Here is a 24,979-nt window from a genome sequence, read left to right as displayed (position 1 = left end):
CGACACATCGGGTAGTGCAAACTCGGCTCCTATGACCTCGAGCCTCGCCCTGCTTGCGGCAGCCTCGCTCGTCACCTGGCTGACGGGCGCCTTCCCGACCGGCGCGACGACCACCGAGCACCCGGCGTGGGTCGTCGCGGCCGTCCGGGCCATCCGGCCGGTCGAACCCGCCGTCCGGAAGGCGGACAGGCCCCCCGGCGGAACCGACGTCGTCGAGCACACGGCCGCCGAGACCACGGCCGAGCAGCGCCACGTGCTCGGCTACTGGACTCCGCAGCGGATGGCGGCGGCCGTGCCGATCGACCTGCTCGACACGTTGAGCGGGGTGCTGACGGAGACGAACGCCCCGGCACACCGCCAGGCCGCCCTGCCGGGAGCCCCCACCAACGGGTCCCGCTGGACCGCCGGCGGGCTGGTGAGCAGGACCACCGGACGCGTCTTCCTCACCCTGGGCGGAGTCGACTTCGTCTGCTCGGCGAGCGCCGTGCGCAGCGCCAACCGCGATCTCGTGGCCACCGCGGGCCACTGCGTCAAGGACGGCGCCGGCGCGTGGGCCGACAACTGGACCTTCGTCCCCGGCTACGACCAGGGCCGCCAGCCGTACGGTCAGTTCACCGCCCGCCGCATGTTCGTCGCCGGCCCGTGGTCGCGCAGCGCGGACGACAACCACGACATCGGCATGGTCGCGCTCAACATGCGGGGCGGCAAGCACCTCGCGGACGTCGTCGGTTTCCAGGAGATCGCCTTCGGCACGCCCCGCGGCCGCCAGACGTACGGCTTCGGTTTCCCGGTCGATCCCCCCTACAACGGCGAGCACCTGATCTACTGCTCCGGGCCGGTCCGCGCCGACCCCCACGACCAGACCCGCAACCAGGGCCTGGGCTGCACCATGACCGCCGGATCCAGCGGCGGCCCCTGGTTCACCGCCTTCGACCCCGGCACCGGCCGCGGCACGATCACCTCGGTGAACAGCTTCAAGTACAGCGACGACCGCAACACGATGTACGGCCCCTACTTCGGCGACACCGCCAAGGACGTCTACACCACCGCCGAACGGTCGTGAGCGCCCGGCGAGCACGCCGTCCGGGGTCCCGAGCGCGGGCGTTCGGCAACCACCGCACCCACGTCGCCGGCGGAAGCCAGGGCTCAGCCCGTGACGGCCGTCCCCTGCCTTGGTAGGCGTCGCGTCCCCGGTGCGCCTCCCCGGAGCCGTTCCGGGGAGGCGCACGCCGCACTACAGCGTCAGCCCGGTCAGGACCATGACCTTCTCGTAGGTGTAGTCGGCGATGGCCGAGCGGATGCCCTCACGGCCGACTCCGGAGTCCTTGACGCCGCCGTAGGGCATCTGGTCGGCGCGGTAGGAGGGGACGTCACCGATGATCACGCCGCCGACCTCCAGCTCGCGGTTGGCGCGGAAGGCGAGGTCGAGGTTGCGGGTGAACACCCCGGCCTGCAGGCCGTACTTGGAGGCGTTGACCGCGGCGAAGGCCTCGTCGGGGCCGGAGACCGTCTGGATGATCATCACCGGGCCGAAGACCTCCTCGCAGGAGACCTTGGTGTCGGCGGGCACGTCGGCCAGGACGGTCGGGGCGATGCTCGCGCCGTCACGGGTGCCGCCGGCCAGGACACGGGCGCCGGCCGCGACGGCCTCGGCGATCCACTGCTCGACGCGCTCGGCGGCCTCGACCGAGACCAGGGGGCCGACCTGGGTCTTCTCGTCCTCGGGGTCGCCGGTCACCAGGGCCTCGACCGCCGGGAGGAGCCTGGCCACGAACGCGTCGTGCACGGCCTCCTCGACGATGACCCGCTGGACCGCGATGCAGCTCTGGCCCGCCTGGTAGTTGGAGAACAGCGCCACCCGGGAGGCGGCCCAGTCGAGGTCGGCGTCGGCGAGGACGACCGCGGCGGCGTTGCCGCCGAGTTCCAGGGTGACGTGCTTGCGCGGCACCTGGTCCATGATGGCGTAGCCGACCGGGCCGGAGCCGGTGAAGGAGACGACCGGCAGGCGGGGGTCGGCGACCAGCGTGGCGGCGCGGTCGTTGGGCACCGGGAGCACGGAGAACATGCCGTCGGGCAGGTCGGTCTCGGCGAGGATCTCGCCGAGCACCAGCGCGGAGAGCGGAGTCGCCGGGGCGGGCTTGACGATGACCGGCGCGCCGACGGCGATGGCGGGGGCGACCTTGTGGGCGACCAGGTTGAGCGGGAAGTTGAACGGCGTGATCGCGAGGATCGGGCCGTGCGGGACCCGGGAGACGTAGGCGAGACGGCCGGCCGCGGCGGGCTCGGTGTCCAGGCGCAGCGCCTCGCCGCTGAGGCGGCGGGTCTCCTCGGCGGCGAACCGGAAGGTGGAGATCGCGCGGTTGACCTCGCCGCGGGCCCAGAAGAGGGGCTTGCCGTTCTCCTGCGTGATCAGGTGGGCGAGCTCGTCGGCGCGCTCGGCCAGGCGGCGCGAGACGTGGGCGAGGGCCTCGGCCCGCACGTGGATCGGGAGCGCGGCGGCCTCCTTGCGCACGGCGTCCGCCGCGGCGACGGCCTCCTCGACCTGGGCGGCGGTCGGCACGGAGCAGACGCCGACGACCCGGCCGTCATGCGAGTTGGTCACGGTGAGCTCGGCGTCCCCGGTCACGGGGCGGCCGGCGAGCCAGAAGGGGCGCACGTCCATGTCTCCGACGGTATGCCACCCGCCGGAGCCCGGCCTTACTCCACTCCGCACAAGACCCGTGCCGCACCTCACCGTTCCGCATAAACACCCATATGACCTGGGCTTGTAACGAAAGCAGGATGTTTTAAGGATATTTCTACGTACAGCGGTTTGGATGATCTTCACCCTGGCTAAGTCTCGGATGCGAGTCCCCCGGAGCGGAAAGGCGTGCTTCCCCATGACCTCCTCGGCGCCGCTCGGGCTGCAGGGTGCCTACCTGCTCGGGGAGCGCGCCGGCCAGGACGAGCTCCGCGGCAAGCTGCTCGACGTGGCCAGCCAGCTCCTGGTCACCGTCGGCCCGGAGAGCCTGTCGATGCGGCGCATCGCGAGCGAGGCGGGATGCTCGACGACCGTCATCTACACCATGTTCGGCAACAAGGAGGGCCTGGCCGAGGCGCTCTACCTGGAAGGCTTCGAGCGGTTCCGGCGGCGGTTGGACGCCGTCCCCCCGCGCAGGAACGCCCTCGAGCACCTCACCGCGCTCGGTCCCGCCTACCGGGAGGCCGCGCTGGCCGAGCCGGGCTACTACGGCCTGATGTTCGAGAAGGCGATTCCCGGGTTCATGCCCAGCGAGCGTGCCAGGACCCTGGCCAGGGCGGCGCTCAACATCTTCGACCGGGTCATCTCCGACTGCATCTCGGCGGGGTACCTCATCCCGACCCAGCCCAGGAAGATCGCCGACGCGCTCTGGGCCGCCGCCCAGGGCGCCATCAGTCTGGAACGTGCCGGGCACCTGCGCGACGGCCGCACCTACGAGAGCGTCACCCGCGCCATCATCTACCGCTACCTGACCGACCAGTCGCAGGCCTGACGGCCCGCCGGTCTAGACGTTCAGCGCCACCCAGAGCTCGGCGCGGGCCGCCGGGTCGTCGAGGTCGCGGCCGAGCAACTCGGCGACGCGGCGCATGCGGTACCGCAAGGTGTGGCGGTGCACGCCGAGCCGCTGGGCCGCCGCGTCCCAGTGGCCGTTGCAGGCCAGGTAGGCATGCAGCGACTCCAGCAGGTCCGCGCGGGAGCCGTACTCCCGCAGGGGTGCGAGCAGCGCCGCGGAGAACGCCGCCGCCGCGCCGGCGTCCAGCAGCGAGAGCAGGCCCTGGCCGGCGAGGTCGGCGAAGCGCATGACCGGCCCGGCCCCGCGGCGGGCCGCGGCGAGCGCCCGGTCGGCCTGATCCAGGCCCGCGCGCAGCTCCTCCGGGCCCACCGGGGCTCCGACGCCGACCGGGCCGTGCTCCTGCAGCGCTCCGGCCGTCTCCTCGGCGCGGCCGGCCGGCACGACGACGACCACCCGGTCGTCGTCGGCCACCGCGAACTCCTCGCCCGCGGCCTCCAGCACCGCCTCTCGGCCGCCCCCGGCGGCCAGCACCACCAGCGGCCCGTCCCCGAGCCGGTCCCCCAGCCGCTCCAGCGCCTCCCGCCCCGCCTCGACCTCACCCGCCAGCAGCAGCCGGAGCACCGCGGAGCGGACCCTGCGCTCGGCGGCCAGGTGCTCGCGGCCGTGCTCCATGGCCAGGGTGAGCAGGGACCCGGCGGCGTTGACCACGGTGTGCTCGACCGGCGTGAACGGCCTGCCGAGCCCGACCGCGAAGAACCCCCTGATCCGGCGGGCGCCGAGCGGCTGGACGACGACGTGCTCGCCGGGGGTGGAGAAGGCGAGGCTGGCCGGGGTGCCCTCCCGCGTGCGTCCGCGCAGCCGGCCGATCTCGGGGGCGACCGCCTCGGCGCCCGCCGCCCCCCTCCCCGCCGCATGCCGTACGGCCCCCGCCTCGTCGAGCAGGGCCGCCCAGCCGCCGAGCTCCCCGGCCAGCCGGTCGATCACCGCCCGCGGGCCCTCCGGGCGGAGGGCCGCGCGGGTGAGCCGGCCCTGGGTGGCGAAGGCCCGGGAGATCTCCTCGTACTGCTCCGCGGCGAGCAGGTCGCTGACCGCCTTGCCGACCGCGACGAACGGCGTCTCGCGGGGCACCTCGACCAGCGGCAACCCCGCGCCGGCCGCGGCCTCCAGCAGCTCGGCGGGGATCGTCTCGTGCCCCAGCCCGACGCCGAACCCGAGGCCGGTGACCCCGCGGGCGACCAGGCGCCGGATGTACGGCTGCGCCCTCGCGGCGTCCAGGCGCATGCCCGTGGTGAGGACGAGTTCGCCGCCCTCCAGGAACGGCGTGGGGTCCTCCAGCTCGCTGACCGCCACCCAGCGCACCGGCCGGTCGAGCGCGTCTTCTCCGGCGAGCACGGTGAGCCCGAGCGGCAACCGCCGCACGATGGTGCGGAGCGTCGGCGCCACCACCACCCCCGGTTTGTACGTTACGGCAAGAGCGCTTCCGGCAATTTTGCCATAGTGCATCATCGGAATACCGGTGCGGCCGACATACCTTCACAGCATGAGCACCGTCCCCCAGGGCGGCCCGTCGCTCCCGCAGGAGCGCCGCGTCGTCACCGAGATCCCCGGCCCCAAGTCCCGCGAGATGTTCGCCCGCAAGCAGGCCGCCGTCCCGCCGGGCATCGGCACCACGCTGCCGGTCTTCGTGACGCACGCCGGCGGCGGTGTCGTCGTCGACGCCGACGGCAACTCCCTGATCGACTTCGGCTCCGGCATCGCGGTGACCAGTGTCGGCAACGCGGCCCCGCGCGTGGTCGAGCGGGTTCGCAAGCAGGTCGCGGACTTCACCCACACCTGCTTCATGGTCACGCCGTACGAGTCGTACGTGCAGGTCGCCGAGAAGCTCAACGAGATCACCCCCGGTGACCACGCCAAGCGCACCTTCCTGCTCAACAGCGGCGCCGAGGCCGTGGAGAACGCGGTCAAGGTCGCCCGGCACGCCACCGGCCGCCAGGCCGTCGTCGTGTTCGATCACGGCTACCACGGCCGGACCCTGCTGACGATGTCGCTGACGGCCAAGAACATGCCGTACAAGCACCGCTTCGGCCCGTTCGCCCCCGAGGTCTACCGGGTGCCGCTGGCCTACCCGTTCCGCTGGCCGACCGGTCCGGAGAACTGCGCCGAGGAGGCCGCGGCCCAGGCGATCGACCAGATCAACAAGCAGGTCGGCGCCGAGAACGTGGCGGCGGTCGTGATCGAGCCGATCGCGGGCGAGGGCGGCTTCATCGAGCCCGCCAAGGGCTTCCTGCCGAGGATCGCCGAGTTCTGCAAGGCCAACGGCATCGTCTTCATCGCCGACGAGGTGCAGACCGGCTTCTCCCGAACCGGCCACCTGTTCGCCTGCGAGGAGGAGGGGATCGTCCCCGACATCATCGTCACCGCCAAGGGCATCGCGGGCGGTCTGCCGCTGGCGGCCGTCACCGGCCGCGCCGAGATCCTCGACAAGGTTCACGTCGGCGGGCTGGGCGGCACCTACGGCGGCAACCCGCTGGCCTGCGAGGCGGCACTCGGCGTGCTGGAGACCATCGAGGCCGAGGACCTGACCGGCAGGGCCCGCCGCATCGGCGAGGTCATGCTCCCCCGGCTGCGCGCCATCGCCGAGAAGGCCCCGGTCATCGGGGACGTGCGGGGCCGCGGCGCGATGATCGCCATCGAGCTGGTCGTCCCCGGCACCAAGGAGCCGCACCCGACGGCCGCGGGCGAGATCGCCAGGAGGTGCCACGCGGAGGGCCTGCTGGTGCTGACCGCCGGCACCTACGGCAACGTCCTGCGCTTCCTGCCGCCGCTGGTCATGCCCGACCACCTGCTGGAAGAGGGCCTGACGATCCTCGAGAAGATCATCGCTGAGATCTGACAGTTTCAAACCCACGACAAGGGGCACCCGGCTTGATGCCTGGTGCCCCTTTTGTCGTTAAGCGAATCACGCCCTGGAGGCGATTTAACCCTCGCTTGGCCCCCAGCAAAGCGATCACCGGGGGTAGCGGCGTTATAACGGTTCCGACAGGTGTCCAAGTGATCAGGACAGGAGGCGTGGTGAACTGGAGGCCGACCAGAACGGTACGGACCATGATGATGTTCGACCCTGAAGGCCTGACCCGCGCCCAATGCGACGGCGACGCCTGCGTGGCCTGCCACAAGAAGTGGCCTCGGCCGAAGGTCAGGATCGGCCGCCTGCCCAACCAGGCCACCCTGTTCGCCTGCCACGAGTGCGCGGACGCGCTGGCCCCCGAGCCGGTGGAGAACGTCTATCCCTTCCCCCGCCGGGTGGCCTTCTCCTGAAGGGGTCCGCGGGCGGTTCCCGGAGGATTCCCCCCGAAGAAGGCCCGCACCGGGGCTCCGGGGCCGAACCGCACGGCCCCGCCGGACGAGGCCGGGCAGGCGAGGCAGCCCCGACGAGCGAGAAAGGTCAGGAAAGGGACGTGCCCTCCCCCGCCGGATCGAGGAGGGCACGCGGGACGGCCGGGCTCGCCGGGCGAGGCCGACGGACGCCGGGACTTACTTGGTGAAGCCGACGGCGGTCCAGTCCTTCGGGTCGGCGAAGCCGAAGGCGCCGTAGTTGGCCAGGTTCTTCTTGACCGCGTAGATGCTCGGACGCTGGTACATCGGGATGGTGTGGACCAGGTCCCAGATCAGCTTGTCAGCCTGGTTGCCCAGGTCGATGGCCTTCTGCGAGTCCATCTCGCCGGCCGCCTGCTCGATCAGGGCGTCCAACTCGGGGGTGCCGACGCGCGGGAAGTTGCTGCCGTAGTTCTCGGCGCTCTCCGGCGTCTTGTAGATCTGCGGCAGGGAACCGTTCGGGAACGGCGTGCCCAGCCAGGAGAACGGCGCGATGTCGAAGTTGCCGGGGATGACGTAGTCGTCGAAGAACTTGTCGTCCGGGACCGGCTCGACGTTGACCTTGACGCCGATCTCCTTCAGCATCGCCTGGGTAAGCTCGCCCTCCTGCTTGGCGACCGCCACCGAGGCCGGGTAGGTGAAGCGGATGGCGAACTCCTTGCCGTCCTTCTTGCGGTACTCGCCCTCCTGCTTCCAGCCCGCGGCGTCCAGGAGCTGCTTGGCCATCGTAGGGTTGTACTTGCCGACCTCGCCGGAGTTGTCCACATAACCCTTGTGGGTGTTCATGTACAGGTGGTTGCCGAGGGTCTGGATCGGCCAGTCCATGTCCTTGAGGTCGGACGCGGCGATCGTCTCGCGGTTGATGCCCATGGAGACGGCCTGGCGGACCGACTTGTCCTTCAGCAGCTCGGCCGAGCCGTTGACGGTGAAATGACGCCAGTTCGGGGCCGCCGCCTTGCGGATGTCGACGTTCGGCACCTCCTTGGCCCGCTTGAGGTCGGAGGCGTTGGCCGGGATCTCGAAGGCGTCGATCTCGCCGTTGGCGAAGGCGTTCATCGTCGCGCCGTCCTCGATGGCGCGGAAGAGCACCTTGTCGAGCTTGGCCTTGCGGCCCCACCACTTCTCGTCACGGACCAGGGTGACGGTCTTGGTGGTCTCCTCGACCTTCTCGACCTTGAACGGGCCCGCGGTGACCGGGAGCTTGCCGATCCAGCCCTTGTTGAACGCCTCGGGGTCGGCGTTGGTGGAGGCCGGGTAGAGGGGCGAGAACATGCCCTTCCAGTCCGGGTAGTTCTTCTCGAAGGTCACCACGACGTCCTTGTCGGTGGCGCCCTTCTCCACCGACTTGACGCGGTCGTAGCCGTCGGTCGAGGTGACCTGGTACTTCTTGTCGGAGCCGTTGAGGGCCTTCCACTGCGCCTGGAAGTCCTTGTAGGTGATCGGGGTGCCGTCCGACCAGGCGGCCTTCTCGTGGAGCTTGTAGGCGACGGTCTGGACGCCGTCCTTGATCTCCATCTTCCACTCGGTCACGTAGTCCGGGAGGTTGGTGACGTCGGCCTTGTCGTCGGCGCGGCCCGTGCTCGGCATGAGCAGCTCGATGACGTCATCGGTGTTGGCGTGGGTGCCGTTGACCTGGTTGTAGTTCCAGTTGGCCTGCCACGAGCTGAGCGCCAGCGTCAGGGTGCCGCCGTCGGCGACCTGCTCGTAGGGGACGGGGTTGATGGTGCTGCTCGGGAGCTGCGCCGCGGCCTCCTTGGCGGCCTCGCTCGAGGCGGCCTTGGGCTTGTCGGCGGCGCCGCCGCAGGCGGTGAGGGCCAGGGCCAGGAGCGCGGCTCCGGCGGCGGCCTTGTAGCCAACCTTCACGTGTTCCTCCAACACAGGGATTTCACACACCCGGGGCCGCGACGGCCTCGGTGTTCTCGGGATAGTGGCAGGCGACGCCGTGGTCTCCGGCGGGCGCGAGCCGTACGACGGCGGGCTCCGCCTCCGCGCACTTGCGCGCCTCGGCCTCGCCCAGCAGGGCGCGCTTGGGGCAGCGGGTGCGGAAGCGGCAGCCCGACGGGGGGTCTGCGGGGCTGGGCAGGTCGCCCTCCAGCAGGATGCGCGTGCGGGTGCGCTCCAGCTCGGGGTCGGGCAGCGGGATCGCCGACAGCAGCGCCCGCGTGTAGGGGTGGGCGGGGTTGCCGTACACCCCGTCCACCGTGCCGATCTCGGCGATCTTGCCGAGGTACATGACGGCGACCCGGTCGGCGAGGTGCCGGACCACCGACAGGTCGTGCGCGACGAACAGGTAGGACAGGCCCAGCCTGACCTTCAGATCCTCCAGAAGGTTGATCACGCCCGCCTGGATGGACACGTCCAGCGCCGAGACCGGCTCGTCCAGCACGATCAGCTTCGGCTCCAGCGCCAGGGCGCGGGCGATGCCGATGCGCTGGCGCTGGCCTCCGGAGAAGTGCTGCGGGTAGCGCTCGGCGTGCTCGGGCGCCAGGCCGACCAGCGTGAGCAACTCGGCGACCCTGGCCCGGACGGCCTTGCCGTCCCCGTAGCCGTGCGCGCGCAGCGGCTCGGCAAGGATGTCGCCGACCGGCATGCGCGGGTCGAGCGCGGCCATCGGGTCCTGGAAGACGATCTGCAGGTCCTTGCGGAGCCCCTTGCGCCCGGCCCTGTCGAGCTTCGCGCTGTCCTCGCCGAGCACCACGACCGTACCGCCCTGCGGGGGCTGCAACTGCATGATCTGCTGGAGTGTGGTGGTCTTGCCGCAGCCCGACTCACCGACCAGGGCCAGCGTCTCGCCCTCGGCGATGTCGAAGCTGATGCCGTCCACCGCGTAGACGGTGCCGACCCGGCGCTTGAAGACTGCGCCCTTCATCAGCGGGTAGTGCCGGATCAGGCCGTCCACCTTCAGCACGGTCTCCCGCTCGGCGCGCGGCCTGTTCTCCTCCTGCCGAACGACGGCCTCCGGGACCGGGTAGACGGTCGCGCCGTCCAGGCCCTTGAGGTCGATCTCGTGCGAGCGGATGCAGGCCGACATGCGGCCGCCGGTGCCGATCCGCTCCAGTCCGGGCTCGGCGTCCTCGCACGCCTCGACCCGGAGCGGGCAGCGCGGCGCGAACGGGCAGCCCGGCGGGAGCGCCGCGGGCGAGGGCGGATTGCCCTCGATCGGGATCAGCCGCTCGGTCGGCCGGTCCATGCGCGGGATCGAGGCGAGCAGACCCATCGTGTACGGCTGCCGCGGGCGGTAGTAGATCTCGTCCACGGTGCCCGTCTCGACGGGCTTGCCGGCGTACATCACCAGCACCCGGTCGGCCAGGCCCGCGACGACGCCCAGATCGTGGGTGATCATCACGATTCCGGCGCCGGTCTCGCGCTGCGCGGTCTTGAGCACCTCCAGCACCTGTGCCTGGATGGTGACGTCGAGTGCGGTGGTCGGCTCGTCGCAGATCAGCACGTCGGGGTCGTTGGCGATGGCCATGGCGATCATCGCGCGCTGGCGCATGCCGCCGGAGAACTCGTGCGGGAACGCCTTGGCCCGGACGTCCGGATGCGGGATGCCGACGAGGTCCAGCAGCTCGACGGCGCGCCTGGCGGCCTTGTCCCGGCCGACCTTCTGGTGGATCCGTACGGCCTCGGCGATCTGGTCGCCGATGGTGTAGACGGGGGTGAAGGCGGACAGCGGGTCCTGGAAGATCATGCCGATGCTCTTGCCGCGGAGCCGCGTGAGGTCCTCCTCCCGCGCGCCGATCAGCTCCTTGCCGTGCAGCTTGACCGAGCCGCTGACCTCGGCGCCCTCGGGGAGCAGGCCCATGACCGCCAGCGAGGTCACCGACTTTCCGGACCCGGACTCGCCGACGATGCCGAGGACCTCACCCCGGTCGAGCCGGTAGCTCACGCCGCGCACGGCCTTGATACCGCCGCGGAAGGTGACGTTGAGGTCGTTCACCTCGAGGATGGGCGCGTCGCGCCCGGTGGTCGGCTCGTTCACTTGTTGCTCCCCGGGTCGAGCGCGTCGCGCAGACCGTCGCCGATGAGGTTGATGCTGAGCACGAGGAGCACGAGGAGTCCGGCCGGGAAGAGGAACAGCCATGGATAACCGGTGACCTGATTGCTTCCGGCGGCGATCAGCGTGCCCAGTGAGACGTCGGGTGGCTGGACGCCGAACCCGAAGAACGAGAGCGCGGCCTCACCGATGATCGCGCCGCTGACGTTGATGGTGGCGTCGATGATCAGCAGGGAGGACAGGTTCGGCACGATGTGCCGCACGATGATCTTCCAGCCGGGGATGCCCATGTACTGGGCAGCCAGCACGAACTCACGTTCCCGCAGCGAGAGCGTCATGCTCCGGACCACCCGGGATGTGATCATCCAGGAGAAGACTGCGAGCAGGACCACGAACCACAGCCAGGAGCCGCCCTTGAGCCTCGGCGAGATGATCGCGATGATCAGGAAGCTGGGCAGCACGAGCAGCAGGTCGGCGCCCCACATCAGGGCCTTGTCCACCCAGCCGCCGAAGTAACCGGCGGCGGCGCCGACCAGGGCGGCCAGGCCGGTGGAGACCAGGGCGACGAGGAAACCGATGATGATCGACTTCTGCATGCCGCGCAGCGTGACCGCGTAGACGTCCTGGCCGATCTGGGTGGTGCCCCACCAGTGGTCGGCCGAGGGCGGCGAGAGGAAGGCCAGGAAGTCCTTGTCGGTCCAGTCGTGGGGACCGAGGAAGGGGCCGATGTAGGCCAGCGCCAGCAGCAGGACCAGCGCGAGCGTGCCGTACCGCGCCTGGGAGTTCCGCGCCAGGCGGGTGAGAGTGACCTTGGAACGCATCTAGCTCACCCGCACCCGGGGGTCGAGGGCCGCCACGATCAGGTCCGAGAGGAATCCGGCGACCAGGACGCAGACGGCAGCGAACAGACTCACCGCGGCGACCGCGTTGACGTCGTGGGAGTGGATCGAGTCGACCAGCCAGGCACCCATGCCGTGCCAGCCGAAGATCTTCTCGGTGAAGGTCGCGCCGGTCAGCAGCGTGCCGAACGCGAAGGCGAAGTAGGTCGCGGCCGGGACCAGCGAGGTCCGCAGTGCGTGCTTGAACAGCGCGGTCCTGCGACTGAGGCCCTTGGCCCGGGCGGTGCGGACGAAGTCCTGGCCCAGCACGTCGAGCATCATGTTCCGCTGGATCCGGCTGTAGAAGGCGATCTGCCCGAGACTGAGGGAGATCGTCGGCAGGATCAGGTGGTTGAGCCGGTTGGTGAACTGGTCCCAGCCGCTCAGCGCCGGGTTGTACTCACCGGTGTACTCCAGGAGTGTGAAGCCCAGCGTGTCGTTGATCCCCACCGCGACGAGAGTGAGCATCGTCGCGAGCACGAAGACCGGAACCGCCATGACGACGAAGGCGCTCACCCCGATGACCCGGTCGCTGAGCCGATACTGCTTGACCGCGGCGTAGGCGCCGACGGTGACGCCGATGACAGAACCGACGATCGTGCCGACGAACAGCAGCCGCAGGCTGACGCCGACGCGGCGGCTCATCTCGGCGTTGATGGACTTGCCGTCCCAGGTCTTGCCCAGGTCGCCTGTGGCGACCCCGGAGACCCAGGTGACATACCTCTCGAAGACCGGTGTCTTGTCGTTGAGGTTGTACTGTTCCAGCGTCGCGTCGACGACCGACTCCGCCACCGGCGGCTGCCGGCCTTCATACTTGGCGCGCGGGTTGAGGCTGGTCGCGGCGAGGAAGTAGGCCATGCTCGCGGCGATCGCCACCAGCAGGACATTGCTGACCAGCCGCTTCAGCAGGTAGACGCCCATCGTCCTCCCCTCGTGTGTCGCCGAGAGCGTGAGGGGCACCATGGCCGACCCGATATGCAGGCATGCCAAAACCCCTACGAATGCACGATTAATCCCGTTTTTCATGATTTATACGGGATGATGGAAACGATACCTGCGGCAACGGCAGAGATCGGATGTTCCGTGTAACGATCAGGCGTAACAATGTCCGGATTCTGTAACACAGCGGGGCTTCCGAACGATGTAGCGTCCGTCGCCGGCCGACAGCACCGCATCCGTCGGCTACACCCCTGTACGGCTGAGGGCGGTGACCAGGAACGACCTGGTCACCGCCCTCACATGTCAACGCGGAGATCGGCCCGGAGACAGACACGGGGCCTGCCGCCGCGGACTCGCAGAGCCCACCGCCACCACGGGCCGGCATCGGGCCCGCCGGACCGTCCTGCGAGATCAGGCCGAGAGAAGCACCTCGCCCGGCTGCGCCGTCTCGTGGATCCGCCCGGCCGGGAGCATCCGCTCCTCCTGCCGGGCCTTCCCGACTCCGGCAATCTCCTCCCGCATCCCCCACGGCGAGCCGTAGGCGTTCAGCAGGTTCAGGAACGGCACCGCGTCGAACGCCTCCGGCCCGAGCACACCCGCGCCCGACCAGACCCCGGTGGCCAGCAGCTCCAGGGCGACCACCGGGTGCACCGCGGTCTGCCAGACCACGGCCTGGCTGCCGTACTCGCGCATGGACCACTCGTTGTCCACCACGTGATACAGGTAGACCTCGCGTGGCTCGCCGTCCGTGCCGGTGCCCTTCACCCATGTTCCGGCGCAGGTCTTGCCGCGCATCCGGTCGCCGAGCGTGGCCGGGTCGGGCAGCCGGGCCGCGACCACGTCGCGCGGCGAGGCCTCGACGCCGCCGACCCGGATCTTGTCCGCGCTGTCCAGCCCGAGCTTGCGCAGGGTCTTCAGGACGCCGATGAACTCCTCACCGAGGCCGTACTTGAACGTCACCCGCTTGGCGTCGATCCAGCGCGGGACGAGCAGGACCTCCTCGTGCTCGACGTTGACGCACTCGACCGGGCCGATGCCCTCGGGGAAGTCGAACACCTCCGGCTCACTGAACGGCTCGGTGGTGTGCCAGGTCCCGTCCTCCCAGACCACCGGGGGGTTGAGGCACTCCTCGATGGTCGTCCAGATGGAGAAGGTCGGCGCGAAGTCGTGCCCCTCCACCACGAGGTTCGACCCGTCGCGGATGCCGATCTCCTCGATCTCGGAGAAGAGATGGTCGGCGGCGTAGCGGGCGAACACGTCGGCCAGGCCCGGCTCGACGCCCATGCCCACCAGCGCCAGCCTGCCCGAGTCGCGCCAGGCCGCGTCCATGGCGAACTGCTCGTCGCCCAGTTTGACCCCGGTCAGCTCGTACGGCCTGCGGGGGTGGGGCCGTGACAGGGACATCGCCATGTCCAGGTAGTGCGCGCCGGTATTCAGGGCGGCCCGGAACAGCGGCATGGTGAAACGCGGATCGACCGCGTTGAAGAGGACGTCACAGCGGTGCTCGGCGAGAGCGGCCTCGACCGCCTCCTGGTCCGAGGCGTCCAGCGCGATGGCGCTGAAACGCGGGTCCCCGATCGTGGCCACCACCTCGGCGGCGCGGCTCTGTCTAGAGTCCGCCACCACGATGTGTTCGAAGAAATCTCGGCGGGCGGCGATCGGAACGACGGCGGAGCCGACGCCGCCGGCTCCCACAAGAAGGATTCTCATGGCGGGACTCTATCCACTGACTGACTGACCAGCCAATAGCACGAACATGATTTTCTACGGAATCCATCGCGATCGAGGGAGTACGCCTCGGAAACCATCGCGATCCGGGCATGACGGGAGAGATCTGCGGTGCACTGCAGGAGACAGCGTCCGGCGGCGGGCGCGCAGGGGAGAGCGGTGGGATGTCGAGGCAGGCGCGCAGGGCGCCGGGGAAGACCAGGCGGGGCGCCCGGGGTCGGGGGAGCCCCGGAACGCCCCTGGCAGGCCGCGTCCAGCGGGGGGATGGACGCGCCTGCGGCTCGGTCAGGGTCCGGCCGGGAGAGCTCCGGTCAGTCCACCAGCTTCTTCCAGCGGCTCACCCAGTCGGCGTAGTCAGTGCATTCCCCATTCCCGCCACCGCAATCCCGCGCCGGGCGGACGGCGAAGAAGACCTCCCCCAGCCGCGCGGCGTCCTCCGCGCGGTACAGGTCGCAGACGGAACGCGCCCGTCCGGTGCACGCCTCGGTGTTGGCCGGCGCCAGCCCGGTCCAGGCCGCGGCCGAGCGCTGGGTGTCCGCCGAGGTGACCCAGTTGAGCCACTTGTAGGCGCAGTTCGGGCTGGCCGGCCGGGCCGCGAGCATCCAGGAGTCCATCCACCCGGTCACCGGCGCCTTGTCGAACGTCCGCACCGGCCTGCCCGCGCGCTTGAAGAGGTCGGCGTGGTACGGCCACGCCTGGGCCAGGCGCACCGACCCGCCGGCCATCGCCCGGATCACCTCGATCGAGTCGTCCCAGTAGATCCGGTCGGCTCCGTCCCGTCCGGCGAGCAGCTTCTCCGCGGCGTCGAGCTGGGCCGGGGTGAGCTGGAACGGGTCCTCGATGCCCAGACCGGGCTCGGTCTCCCTGAGCACGAGTGCCGCGTCGGCGATGCTCAGCGGGGTGTTCCTGATCGCCACCGGGCCGGTCTCGTAGAGCGCCCCGGGACCGTCGTACCGGCCCTCGCCGTACAGGGTCTGGTTGACCCCCCACAGGTAGGGGACGCCGTAGACGGTCTCCCCCCGGCGCAGGGCGGGCAGTTCCCGGAGCCGCTCGGGGATCTCGTCGTAGGCCTCGACGAGGGAGGTGTCGACCGGAGCCACGGCGCCTTCCGCCGCCAGCAGGCCGGCCAGCTCCGGCGGGGGCGAGACGACGTCGTAGGAGCCGCCGTCGAGCTTGGCCGCCATCTCCTCGGCCGACCGGACCCGGTCGAGCGTCACCACCCGGCAGCCGGTCTTCTCCTCGAACTGCGTGACCCAGTTGACTCCCTGGAGCGTCCCGCCGTACTCGACGTGCCCCTGGAAGGTGAGCACCCGCAGCGTGCCCTCGGACGCGCCGATGGAGGCCGTGGGCGTGGAGCCGGCGGGCGTGGGGCTCGTGCCGGTGCCCGGACTCCTGCCGGAGTCCGGGCCCGTCGCCGGAGAGGCGGTCGCCGGTGCGCCGGACGGGCGCGCGGCCACGACCGGGACGCCCCCCGGCTCCGGCCGGGCGTCCGCGACTCCCGCCGTGGTGCAGACCGCGAGCGTCAGGAGGCCCGCTCCCGCCACCGCCCCCAGCCGCACGCGGCGGAGCCTGTCCCTGCCCACGAAGTCCCTCCCGACGCCGCTGCCGATTCCGCTCCCCGGAGCCTACCGGCCCGCACGGTGCGCGGATGGCCGCCCGATGACCGTCGCGTTACCCGGCGGCGGGACGCGAGGGTCACTTGTTCGTCGGGAACCCGAGGTTGACCCCGCCGTGGCTGGGGTCGAGCCAGCGGGAGGTGACGACCTTGCCCCGGGTGTAGAAGTGCACGCCCTCGGTGCCATGGACATGGGTGTCCCCGAAGAGGGAGGCCTTCCAGCCGCCGAAGCTGTAGAACGCCATCGGAACCGGGATCGGCACGTTGATGCCGACCATGCCGACCTCCACCTCGTTCTGGAAGCGCCGGGCGGCGCCGCCGTCGTTGGTGAAGATCGCGGTGCCGTTGCCGAACTCGCCGCCGTTGATCAGCTCCAGGCCCTCCTCGTAGGAGGAGACCCGCACGATCGACAGGACCGGGCCGAAGATCTCCTCGGTGTGCACCCGGGAGCCCGGCCGGACGTGGTCCAGCACGGTGGGGCCGAGCCAGAAGCCGGGGGTCTCGGCCGCGGCGCCGCCGCCGAGGACCTGCGTCCGGCGGCCGTCCACCACGAGCTTCGCCCCCTCGGCGACGCCCAGGTCGAGGTAGGAGGCGACCTTGTCGCGATGAACCTCGGTGACCAGCGGCCCCATCTCGGCCTTCGGATCGTCGCCGGGGCCGATGACCAGGTTCTCCACCCGAGAGACGATCTTCTCGACGAGCTCGTCGCCGACCGGGTCCACCGCCAGCACCACGGAGATCGCCATGCAGCGCTCCCCCGCCGAGCCGAAGCCCGCCGAGACGGCGGAGTCGGCGACCAGGTCGAGGTCGGCGTCGGGCAGCACCAGCATGTGGTTCTTGGCCCCGCCGAGCGCCTGGACCCGCTTGCCGTGGGAGGTCCCGGTCTCGTAGACGTATCTGGCGATCGGGGTGGAGCCCACGAACGAGACCGCCTTGACGTCGGGGTGCTCCAGCAGCCGGTCCACGGCCTCCTTGTCCCCCTGGACGACGCTGAAGATCCCGTCGGGCAGCCCCGCCTCCTTCCACAGGCGGGCCATCAGCAGCGAGGCCGACGGGTCCTTCTCCGACGGCTTGAGGATGAACGCGTTGCCGCAGGCGATCGCGACCGGGTACATCCACATCGGCACCATGGCCGGGAAGTTGAACGGCGTGATCCCGGCGACCACGCCCAGCGGCTGGCGGATCGAGTAGGAGTCCACCCGGGTGGAGACGCCCTCGGAGAAACCGCCCTTGAGCAGGTGCGGGATGCCGCAGGCGAACTCCACGACCTCCAGGCCTCGGGCGACCTCACCGAGCGCGTCGGAGTGGACCTTGCCGTGCTCGGAGCTGATCAGCGCGGCGAGCTCGTCGCGGTGGGCGTACATCAGCTCGCGGAAGCGGAACAGCACCTGAGCCCGCTTGATCAGGGAGGAGTCCCGCCAGGCGGGGTAGGCGGCCGCGGCCGAGGCCACGGCCGCGTCCACCTCGGCGGCCGAGGCGAGGTGGACCTTCCCGCTGATCTCGCCCGTCGCCGGGTTGAAGATCTCGCAGGTGCGGCCGGCGCCCTCGACGGCGGCCCCGTCGATCCAGTGGGTGACGTTCTTCACGATCCTGTGCTCCCTGCGCGCTACGGCGCGACTTCGGCGTTGATGACTTCGAGCGCGTTGACGATGATCCCGAGGCCCTCCGCGGCCTCCTCCGTCGTCAGCGTGAGCGGCGGGGCCATGCGCAGCACGTTGCCGTGCAGGCCGCCCTTGCCGGCGAGCAGGCCGGCCTTCTTCGTCTCCTCCATGAACCGGGCCGCGAGCGCCGGCGACGGCTCACCGGTCGCCGGGTCGACCAGCTCAACGGCGAACATCAGGCCCTTGCCGCGCACGTCGCCGACGATCGGCAGGCGCGCTGCGGCCTCGCGGAGCCCATCGATGATCAGCGCGCCGGTGCGGGCCGCGTTGGCCTGCAGGTCGTGGTCGAGGACGTAGTCGAGGGTGGCGTTGGCGGCGGCCATGGAGATCGGGTTGCCGCCGAAGGTCGCCAGGCCGGTGGCGTGCAGGCCGTCCATCAGGTCACCGCGGGCCACGACGCCGCCGACCGCGAAGCCGTTGCCGAGCCCCTTGGCGAAGGTCATCATGTCCGGCGTGACGCCGTGGTTCTGGATGCCGAAGAAGGCCGAGCCGGTACGGCCCCAGCCGGTCTGCACCTCGTCCGAGATGAGCAGGATGCCCTGCTCGTCGAGGACCTCCTTGTAGGCGGCGAACAGGCCGTCGGGAGCCATGGTGAACCCGCCCACGCCCTGGATCGGCTCGGCGATCAGCGCGGCCACGTCACCGCCGACGGAGGTGGCCAGCACGTGGCGCAGGTCGTCGACGCAGGCCTTGATGTAGTCGGCGTCCGACAGGCCCCTGAACTGGGTGAGGTGCCGGTCGGCGCCGTGCAGGAAGTGGACGTTCAGCGGCGAGAGCGAGTTGTTCTTCCACGCGCGGTTGCTGGTCACGCTGATCGCGCCGAAGCTGCGGCCGTGGTAGCTCTGCCGCATGGCCAGGACCTGGTCGGACTTGCGCGCGTAGGTCGCCAGCAGCAGGGCCGTCTCGTTGGCCTCGGTGCCGGAGTTGGTGAAGAAGACCTTGGCGTCCTTGATCCCGGACAGTTTGGCAATCTTCTCGGCCAGCTCGATCTGGCCGCGCAGGAGGTAGACCGTGGAGGTGTGCACGACCCCGGTGGCGAGCTGGCGCTCGACGGCCTCGCGGACCTCGGGCACGTCGTACCCGATCATGTTGGTCAGGATGCCCGCGAAGAAGTCGAGGTAGCTCTTGCCCGAGGCGTCGACGACCCGGTTGCCCTTGCCGCTGACGATCTCGATGGGCTCGTTGTAGTACAGGGCCACCCAGTTGGGCATGACCGCCCGGTGGCGCGCAAGAAGGTCCGACATGCATTGAGTATCCCGGCTCGGAGCCACTGCTCCTACCGCCAACCTGTCGGGAGATTGCCTCCGAAGCCGTCACAGTGTCAAGGCGGCGCCGACCGGCTCCCGACACGGAGGACCGTACGGCCCGCCCCCCGCAGCGGCCGTACGGGGACCTCCCGGCCCTTCGCATCGAGCCTTCGCATCGGTCCGCCGGTTCAGGTCACCGCCTCAGCCCTCCGCCCGCACTCAGTCCTCCGCCCCTACTCAGCCCTCCGCCCGTACCAGGCCGGCGTCCGGGGAGCCCGCGGGAGCCTGCGGCGCGGGGCGGATCACCGCCAGCGCCAGGGCGACGGCGGCCAGGCAGAAGACGACGCCCACCCAGGAGCCGAACGACATCGCCCCGACGAACGACTCCACCGCCGTATCCATCAGGGCCGGGTCCCCGAGCAGCCTCGCTCCGGCGATGGAGTCGCGGGCGACGGCGGGCGCGTCCTGCGGCATCGAGGAGGTGTAGACCCCGGCGAGCACGCTGCCCAGCACGGCCACGCTCAGCGCCATGCCGACCTGCTGGACGGTGTCGTTCAGCGCCGATCCGACTCCCGCGTGCGCGGGCGGGACCGCGCCCATCAGCGTCGCGTACGCCGCCGGTCCCGCGAGTCCACCGCCGATCCCCATGACCATGAGCCCGGTGATCAGCATGCCGTACCCGCTCTCGGCGGTGATGAAGGCGAGGACGCCGAAGCCGAGTCCCATGACGCCCAGCCCGGCGGCCATGAGCGTGCGGTTGCGGACCTTCTGTCCCAGCCCGGCGCCGACCGCGTTGAACAGCGCGGCGGCCACCGCGTACGGCAACAGCGCCAGCCCCGCCTTCATGGGGTCGTACCCCAGCACGAACTGCAGGTACTGGGTGAGCATCAGCAGCAGGGCGCCGGTGCCGAACGAGAGCAGCACGATGGAGAACGAGGCGCCGCTGAAGTTGCGGTCGCGGAAGAGCTCCAGCGGCAGCATCGGGTGGTCGGAGCGACGCTCCCAGAGCACGAAGGCGCCCAGTCCCACGACGGCCAGCGCCGTGGCGGCCAGCACCGGGGTCGAGATCACGCCCTCGGAGGGCACGGAGACGACCGCGAAGACCAGCGCGCTCATGCCCGTGGTGGACAGGACCACGCCGAACGGGTCGAGCCGCCGGGCCGGGCCACGCGACTCGGGCATCAGGATGACCGCCGCCGCGACGGCCACGATCGCGATGGGCACGTTGAGCAGGAAGATCGAGCCCCACCAGTAGCGCTCCAGGAGGAAGCCGCCCAGGGTGGGGCCGGCGATCACGCCGACCATGGCCACGGCGCTCCATGCCGCGATGGCCTTGCGACGCTCACCCTCGTCGAAGACGGTGATCAGGATGGACAGGGTGCTCGGCATGAGGATGGAGCCGCCGACGCCCATCAGCGCGCGCACCGCGATCAGCTGCCAGGGCTCGGTGACCACCAGGGCCAGCGTGGAGGCGCCGCCGAACAGCACCAGGCCGATGATCAGGAAGCGGCGGCGGCCGTACCGGTCGGAGAGGCTGCCCGCGGTGAGCAGCAGGCCCGCGAAGACCAGGATGTAGGCGTCCAGGATCCATTGGATGTCCGCCGGGCTGGCGCCGAGGTCGGTCATCAGGGACGGGATGGCCAGGTTCAGGATCGTGTTGTCCACGACCAGGACGAGGAGGCTCAGGCAGAGCACGCCGAGAATCCACCAGCGCCGGGGGTTCGGTTCTGCTCGTACAGTGTTCGATTCCACTCGCACACTGTACGACAAACATCGAACAGTGTGCGAGAGGATTTATGCTGGAACCGTGGAACAACCCTTCACCTCGGTGTGGACGCGCGAGCCCCGCCCTGCCAAGAGCCCGGGACTCGGCCGCGACCAGATCGTGCGCACGGCGATGGCACTGCTCGACGCCGAGGGGGTGGACGCGCTGAGCATGCGCCGTCTGGGCGCGCGGCTCGGCTCCGGGGCCACCAGCATCTACTGGCACGTGGCCAGCAAGGACGAGTTGCTCGAACTCGTCATGGACGAGGTCTTCGGCGAGGTCTCGCTGCCCGATCCCGGCGCCGCCGGCTGGCGGGGCACCGCCCTGGCCGTCGCCTACGGCCTGCGCAACGCCCTGTTCGCACACCCGTGGGCGGCCTCCCTCATCGGGACGAGGCCGGCGATCGGCCCGAACGCGGTACGGCTCGCCGCCCGCATGCTGGACGCCTTCGAACGGGCGGGCTTCCGGGAAGCGCAACTGGACTACGCCTCGGCCGCCCTGCTCTCCTTCGTCCTCGGTGCGACCGCCCCGGAGGTGGCCTGGCAGACCGCTCTGCGCCGATCGGAGGCGACCGAGGAAGAGGTGCTGAGGGCCACGAGGGAGATGGTGGCGCAGGTCGCCCGCGACCACCCCGGCCTGGTCGCGCGCCACAAGGCGTATGACGCGAAGGACATCGGCGCCGAGCGCGCCCTCAGCTTCGACTTCGGCCTGTCCTGCCTCCTGGACGGCCTGGAGGCACGCCTGGCCGCGCCGGACGGCGCTCCGCGGCAGACGGGGACCTCCTCGCCGGCCGGACAGGCCCGCTCGGACATGATGTAAGCGATTAGCCGACCATTCATACAATATGATCGGCTATTCTCGGTGAGTGCTGCCCACCATCGCCGACGTTCTCGCCCTGGACACCGTCCGCCGGGGAAACCCCCGCGTCGTCGCGGGATCCGACCGGCTGGACAGCAGGGTGCGCTGGGTCCACGTCGGCGAGGTGACCGACATCGCCCACCTGCTCCGCGGCGGTGAGCTGGTGCTGACCACCGGGATCGCCCTCCCCGACGACCCGGACAAGCTCGCGAGCTACATCGCCGAGCTGGCCTCCGTCGGCGCGTCCGGGCTCATCGTGGAGCTGGGCCGCAAGTTCGTCAGGGAGCTCCCCCGGTGTGTGGTCAACGCCGCGGAGGAGCACGGCCTGCCGCTGATCACGCTGGCCCGCGAGACGCCGTTCGTGCAGATCACCGAGTCGGTGCATGCCCGGATCATCGACCGCCAGCTGGAGGAGCTGCGGGCCTCGGAGCAGCTCCACGAGGTCTTCACCGAGCTGTCGGTCGAGGGCGCCTCCCCGGCCGAGGTGCTCAGCCAGGTCGCGCGCCTGTCCGGCCGCCCCGTGCTGCTGGAGAACCTCGCCCACCAGGTGCTCGCCTGCGAGACGGCCGGGCGGGACACCGGCACGCTGCTCGCCAGCTGGGAGACCCGATCCCGCGCCGTGGCCCCCCAGCAGCGCACCGCCTACGACGCCTCCGCCGGCTGGCTGGTCACCATGGTCGGCGCCCGCGGCCAGGACTGGGGCCGGTTGATCCTGCTGTGCAACGGCGAGCCGGGACCGCGCGACATCGTGCTCGCCGAGCGCGCCGCGACCACGCTGGCCCTGGGCCGCCTGCTGGAGCGCCACCAGGAGTCGCTGGAGCGCCAGGCGCACGGCACGATCATCACCGGCATCCTCACGCACGCCTACGCCGACCCCGACGAGGCCGCCGCCCGCGCCCGCGCGGTCGGCGTGCCGCTCACCGGCCGCAAGCTGATCAGCGCGGTGCTGCGCCTGGCGGAGCCGGCCGCCCCCGACGGTCAGGAGCAACTCGCCAGGCTCGGCGAGCTGGCCGACGCCACCGCCGCCACCTGCCGCGACGCCCGCCTGCCCGCCCTGGTGGGCGCGCTGGACCAGAACCGCGTCGGCGTCCTGCTCCCGCTGCCCCCGCGCGTCTCCGCCGAGACCGCGCTCTCCACGCTCTCCGAGCGCCTGCGCGCTCTGTTCGCCATCCCGTTCGTGCTCGCCGCCGGTTCCGTGGTCGAGTCGCTCCGCGACGTACGGCGCAGCTTCCTCGAGGCCGAGCAAGTGGCCGACGTCGCCGTCCGGCAGCCCGACGGCCGAGCCTTCTACCGCCTGCCCGACCTGCGCCTGCGCGGCCTGCTCCACCTGCTGCGCGACGACGCCCGGCTGCAGACCTTCGCCGAGCGCGAGCTCGGCCCGCTGCTGGCACACGACGCCCAGCGCGGCGGCGACCTGGCCCGGATCCTCCGCATCTACCTGGACGCCGGACGGAACAAGGCCGTGGCCGCCCAGAAGGCGCACCTGTCCCGGCCCGCCTTCTACGACCGGCTCCGCAGACTGGAGCGCATCCTCGACACCGACCTCGATGACGTCGAGTCCTGTCTCTCCCTGCACGTGGCCCTGCTGGCGCTGGAGTCCTTCCGGCGGGACGTCCCCCGGGGCTGAGGAGCCGCTCCATCCGCCGGGCCGCTGCCCCCGGGTCTCCGTGACATGCCGATGAGCGGGTCTTCCGCGCCCTCACGACTATGGGAAATACCACTTTCATCAGCATTTCGTTTATTTCGCCACATCCACGCGTGAATCCCGGAACGATGGTGCACCGAAAGTTTGGCCATCAACGGGGAGAGATACATATGTCACGACGTCTCATCGTCGGGCTTTCGGCCGTGGCGCTCACGGTCACGGCGATTCCAGCGGAGGCCCAGCGGGTGAGCCTGCCCTTCCCCGGCTCGGCGTTCCCGCTCGGCGAGCGTGTGGCTCCGACCAAGAACCAGCGGACGGTCACCCCGGGAGTCGACCTTTTCAGCGTGCTGCACGGCAAGTCGACGCAGGGCTGGACCGTGTCGGTGCTGATGCCCAACGGGCACGACAACGGACCTCTGGCCACCGCGCAGGCGAAGGCCGAGGAAGTCGAGGCGGCGGGATTCACCCCCAGCGTGTTGAAGATCGTGCAGCCTGCCGCCTCGGACGCCCCGGCCGTCGAGCGGTACATGGTGCGGGTGGGATTGTGGACGTTCAAGCAGCGCGCCAAGGCCGACAAGGTCGTCAAGGAGCTCAAGGAGTTCGACATCCGGGCCAAGGCCGACTACCTCGGTGACGACGGCGACCAGACCACCGGTCCCTGGGACATGCGCGTGGTGATGGTGGACCCGAGAGTCTTCCGCGGCTCCTACAAGACCAGCATCGGGTCCAGCGTGGCCAAGCGGGAGACCACCGGCTCCATGTCCAAGCAGGTCAACGCCATCGCCGGTGTCAACGGCGGGTTCTTCAACATCCACACCGCCAGGGCCCTGCAGGGCGATCCGGTGGGCGTCTCCGTCGTGGGTGGCAAGCTGCTCAGCGAGGCGGTCCCCGGCCGGAGCGGGCTCGTCATCACCGGCAAAAAGGCCCGGATCACCGAACTGAAGACCACGGTCACCGCCGTCTCCTCCGACGGGGCGAAGACCGAGGTGAAGGGTGTCAACCGGGCGGCCGGAGCCGACGAGATCGTGCTCTACACCGAGGAGTTCGGCGCCAAGACCGCCGCGGACGGCGGGGCCGAGGTCGTGGTCGACGCCCAGGGGAAGATCGTCAAAGCCCGTGCCGCCGGCGGTGCCGTCCCGCGCGGCCACTACGTGCTCCACGCCACCGGCACCATGGCCGACTGGCTGTACGAGCACGCCTGGCAGACCTGGACGATGAAGATCGACACCAGGGTCGTCGACCTCCGGACCCGCAAAGCCGTCCCGTTGACCCCGGACACCTACGTGATGGGCGGAGGCGTCGGGCTGGTCAGGAACGGCCGGGTACGGATCACCGCCGCCGCCGACGGGCACGCCTCCGTCAACATGATGCTCCGCCGCCATCCGCGCACGATGGTCGGCGTCAGCAAGACCGGCGGGCTGATCCTGGTGACGGTCGACGGCCGTAATCCCGGGGTCAGCGTCGGCGCGTCGATGGTGGAGGCGGCGCAGATCATGCGCTGGCTCGGTGCGAAGCAGGCCATCAACTTCGACGGCGGCGGCTCGACCGCGATGGTCGTCGGCCACAAGGTCATCAACCGTCCCTCCGACGGAGCGGAGCGGGCCGTCGGCGACGCCCTGTTCATCACCCCCTGACCGGTCGCCTCGGCGTCCGATCGACGACACCGGCCCCGTTCCCTGAGCGACGACAGGGAACGGGGCCGTTCGTCATCAAAGGACCGCTGCCGGGAAATCCGAGG

At 70.6% G+C, this 24,979-nt stretch carries 18 protein-coding genes; 7 read left to right on the top strand and 11 right to left on the bottom strand.

Features of this window, described 5'->3' with window-relative positions:
* The first annotated feature begins 31 nt into the window (after positions 1 to 31).
* Complete coding sequence (locus HS041_RS12870) at positions 32 to 1,063, top strand: trypsin-like serine peptidase (protein ID WP_196440925.1); 1,032 nt, start codon at positions 32 to 34, stop codon at positions 1,061 to 1,063.
* 171 nt (positions 1,064 to 1,234) lie between these two features.
* On the opposite strand, the gene HS041_RS12865 is transcribed toward HS041_RS12870, so the two are convergent.
* Complete coding sequence (locus HS041_RS12865; RefSeq protein WP_196440924.1) at positions 1,235 to 2,662, bottom strand: aldehyde dehydrogenase family protein; 1,428 nt, start codon at positions 2,660 to 2,662, stop codon at positions 1,235 to 1,237.
* A 217-nt stretch (positions 2,663 to 2,879) separates the two neighbouring features.
* Between HS041_RS12865 and HS041_RS12860 the strand changes: the two genes are divergently transcribed.
* Complete coding sequence (locus HS041_RS12860; RefSeq protein WP_196440923.1) at positions 2,880 to 3,512, top strand: TetR/AcrR family transcriptional regulator; 633 nt, start codon at positions 2,880 to 2,882, stop codon at positions 3,510 to 3,512.
* 12 nt (positions 3,513 to 3,524) lie between these two features.
* Here HS041_RS12860 and HS041_RS12855 read toward each other — a convergent pair whose 3' ends face one another.
* On the bottom strand, positions 3,525 to 4,982 hold the full coding sequence (locus HS041_RS12855) for a PucR family transcriptional regulator (RefSeq protein WP_307845268.1): 1,458 nt from the start codon (positions 4,980 to 4,982) through the stop codon (positions 3,525 to 3,527).
* A gap of 91 nt (positions 4,983 to 5,073) precedes the next feature.
* Here HS041_RS12855 and gabT point away from each other — a divergent pair, with 91 nt between their 5' ends.
* A complete protein-coding gene (gene gabT / locus HS041_RS12850) occupies positions 5,074 to 6,426 on the top strand; it encodes a 4-aminobutyrate--2-oxoglutarate transaminase (RefSeq protein WP_196440922.1) in 1,353 nt (450 codons plus the stop codon).
* 179 nt (positions 6,427 to 6,605) lie between these two features.
* Positions 6,606 to 6,851 carry a hypothetical protein gene (locus tag HS041_RS12845; RefSeq protein ID WP_307845267.1) on the top strand — a complete coding sequence of 82 codons (246 nt, stop codon included), beginning with the start codon at positions 6,606 to 6,608 and terminating at the stop codon, positions 6,849 to 6,851.
* A gap of 216 nt (positions 6,852 to 7,067) precedes the next feature.
* Here the strand turns inward: HS041_RS12845 and HS041_RS12840 are convergent, their stop codons facing one another.
* From HS041_RS12840 to HS041_RS12800, 9 genes are all read right to left on the bottom strand, one after another.
* Positions 7,068 to 8,771: an ABC transporter family substrate-binding protein gene (locus tag HS041_RS12840; RefSeq protein WP_196440921.1), complete on the bottom strand. Its 1,704-nt coding sequence runs from the start codon at positions 8,769 to 8,771 to the stop codon at positions 7,068 to 7,070.
* A 22-nt stretch (positions 8,772 to 8,793) separates the two neighbouring features.
* The gene (locus tag HS041_RS12835) at positions 8,794 to 10,890 is read right to left on the bottom strand and encodes an ABC transporter ATP-binding protein (protein WP_307845266.1); all 2,097 of its coding nucleotides are present in this window, start codon (positions 10,888 to 10,890) and stop codon (positions 8,794 to 8,796) included.
* Positions 10,887 to 11,726, bottom strand: a complete 840-nt coding sequence (locus HS041_RS12830) for an ABC transporter permease (protein WP_196440919.1) — start codon at positions 11,724 to 11,726, stop codon at positions 10,887 to 10,889. Before HS041_RS12830 ends, HS041_RS12835 begins: the two co-directional genes overlap by 4 nt.
* The gene (locus HS041_RS12825) at positions 11,727 to 12,704 is read right to left on the bottom strand and encodes an ABC transporter permease (RefSeq protein WP_196442456.1); all 978 of its coding nucleotides are present in this window, start codon (positions 12,702 to 12,704) and stop codon (positions 11,727 to 11,729) included.
* A gap of 429 nt (positions 12,705 to 13,133) precedes the next feature.
* On the bottom strand, positions 13,134 to 14,432 hold the full coding sequence (locus HS041_RS12820; RefSeq protein ID WP_230879049.1) for a saccharopine dehydrogenase family protein: 1,299 nt from the start codon (positions 14,430 to 14,432) through the stop codon (positions 13,134 to 13,136).
* A 329-nt stretch (positions 14,433 to 14,761) separates the two neighbouring features.
* The gene (locus HS041_RS12815) at positions 14,762 to 16,033 is read right to left on the bottom strand and encodes a type 2 periplasmic-binding domain-containing protein (protein WP_196440918.1); all 1,272 of its coding nucleotides are present in this window, start codon (positions 16,031 to 16,033) and stop codon (positions 14,762 to 14,764) included.
* 112 nt (positions 16,034 to 16,145) lie between these two features.
* The gene (locus HS041_RS12810; protein ID WP_307845400.1) at positions 16,146 to 17,654 is read right to left on the bottom strand and encodes a CoA-acylating methylmalonate-semialdehyde dehydrogenase; all 1,509 of its coding nucleotides are present in this window, start codon (positions 17,652 to 17,654) and stop codon (positions 16,146 to 16,148) included.
* A gap of 17 nt (positions 17,655 to 17,671) precedes the next feature.
* On the bottom strand, positions 17,672 to 18,970 hold the full coding sequence (locus HS041_RS12805) for an aspartate aminotransferase family protein (RefSeq protein ID WP_196440916.1): 1,299 nt from the start codon (positions 18,968 to 18,970) through the stop codon (positions 17,672 to 17,674).
* Between the two features lie 240 nt (positions 18,971 to 19,210).
* Positions 19,211 to 20,725 carry an MFS transporter gene (locus tag HS041_RS12800; RefSeq protein ID WP_196440915.1) on the bottom strand — a complete coding sequence of 505 codons (1,515 nt, stop codon included), beginning with the start codon at positions 20,723 to 20,725 and terminating at the stop codon, positions 19,211 to 19,213.
* Between the two features lie 55 nt (positions 20,726 to 20,780).
* On the opposite strand from HS041_RS12800, the gene HS041_RS12795 reads away from it, so the two are divergent.
* From HS041_RS12795 to HS041_RS12785, 3 genes are all read left to right on the top strand, one after another.
* Entirely contained in the window at positions 20,781 to 21,557 is a 777-nt protein-coding gene (locus HS041_RS12795) for a TetR/AcrR family transcriptional regulator C-terminal domain-containing protein (protein ID WP_307845265.1), read from the top strand.
* A 46-nt stretch (positions 21,558 to 21,603) separates the two neighbouring features.
* A complete protein-coding gene (locus tag HS041_RS12790; RefSeq protein WP_196440913.1) occupies positions 21,604 to 23,223 on the top strand; it encodes a PucR family transcriptional regulator in 1,620 nt (539 codons plus the stop codon).
* A gap of 188 nt (positions 23,224 to 23,411) precedes the next feature.
* Positions 23,412 to 24,875, top strand: a complete 1,464-nt coding sequence (locus HS041_RS12785; RefSeq protein WP_196440912.1) for a phosphodiester glycosidase family protein — start codon at positions 23,412 to 23,414, stop codon at positions 24,873 to 24,875.
* Positions 24,876 to 24,979: the final 104 nt, after the last annotated feature.

Source organism: Planomonospora sp. ID67723, from assembly GCF_015711605.1.
GTDB lineage: Bacteria > Actinomycetota > Actinomycetes > Streptosporangiales > Streptosporangiaceae > Planomonospora_A.
The sequence above is the reverse complement of the archived record's forward strand: the minus strand, read 5'-3'. Positions and strand labels throughout refer to the sequence as shown.

Excerpts from the sequence above, each read along its gene's own strand:
- HS041_RS12825 (WP_196442456.1), bottom strand. The coding sequence starts at position 12,704 with ATGGGCGTCTACCTGCTGAAGCGGCTGGTCAGCAATGTCCTGCTGGTG.
- HS041_RS12820 (WP_230879049.1), bottom strand. The coding sequence starts at position 14,432 with ATGAGAATCCTTCTTGTGGGAGCCGGCGGCGTCGGCTCCGCCGTCGTT.
- gabT (WP_196440922.1), top strand. The coding sequence starts at position 5,074 with ATGAGCACCGTCCCCCAGGGCGGCCCGTCGCTCCCGCAGGAGCGCCGC.
- HS041_RS12865 (WP_196440924.1), bottom strand. The coding sequence starts at position 2,662 with ATGGACGTGCGCCCCTTCTGGCTCGCCGGCCGCCCCGTGACCGGGGAC.
- HS041_RS12830 (WP_196440919.1), bottom strand. The coding sequence starts at position 11,726 with ATGCGTTCCAAGGTCACTCTCACCCGCCTGGCGCGGAACTCCCAGGCG.
- HS041_RS12860 (WP_196440923.1), top strand. The coding sequence starts at position 2,880 with ATGACCTCCTCGGCGCCGCTCGGGCTGCAGGGTGCCTACCTGCTCGGG.
- HS041_RS12870 (WP_196440925.1), top strand. The coding sequence starts at position 32 with ATGACCTCGAGCCTCGCCCTGCTTGCGGCAGCCTCGCTCGTCACCTGG.
- HS041_RS12805 (WP_196440916.1), bottom strand. The coding sequence starts at position 18,970 with ATGTCGGACCTTCTTGCGCGCCACCGGGCGGTCATGCCCAACTGGGTG.
- HS041_RS12785 (WP_196440912.1), top strand. The coding sequence starts at position 23,412 with ATGTCACGACGTCTCATCGTCGGGCTTTCGGCCGTGGCGCTCACGGTC.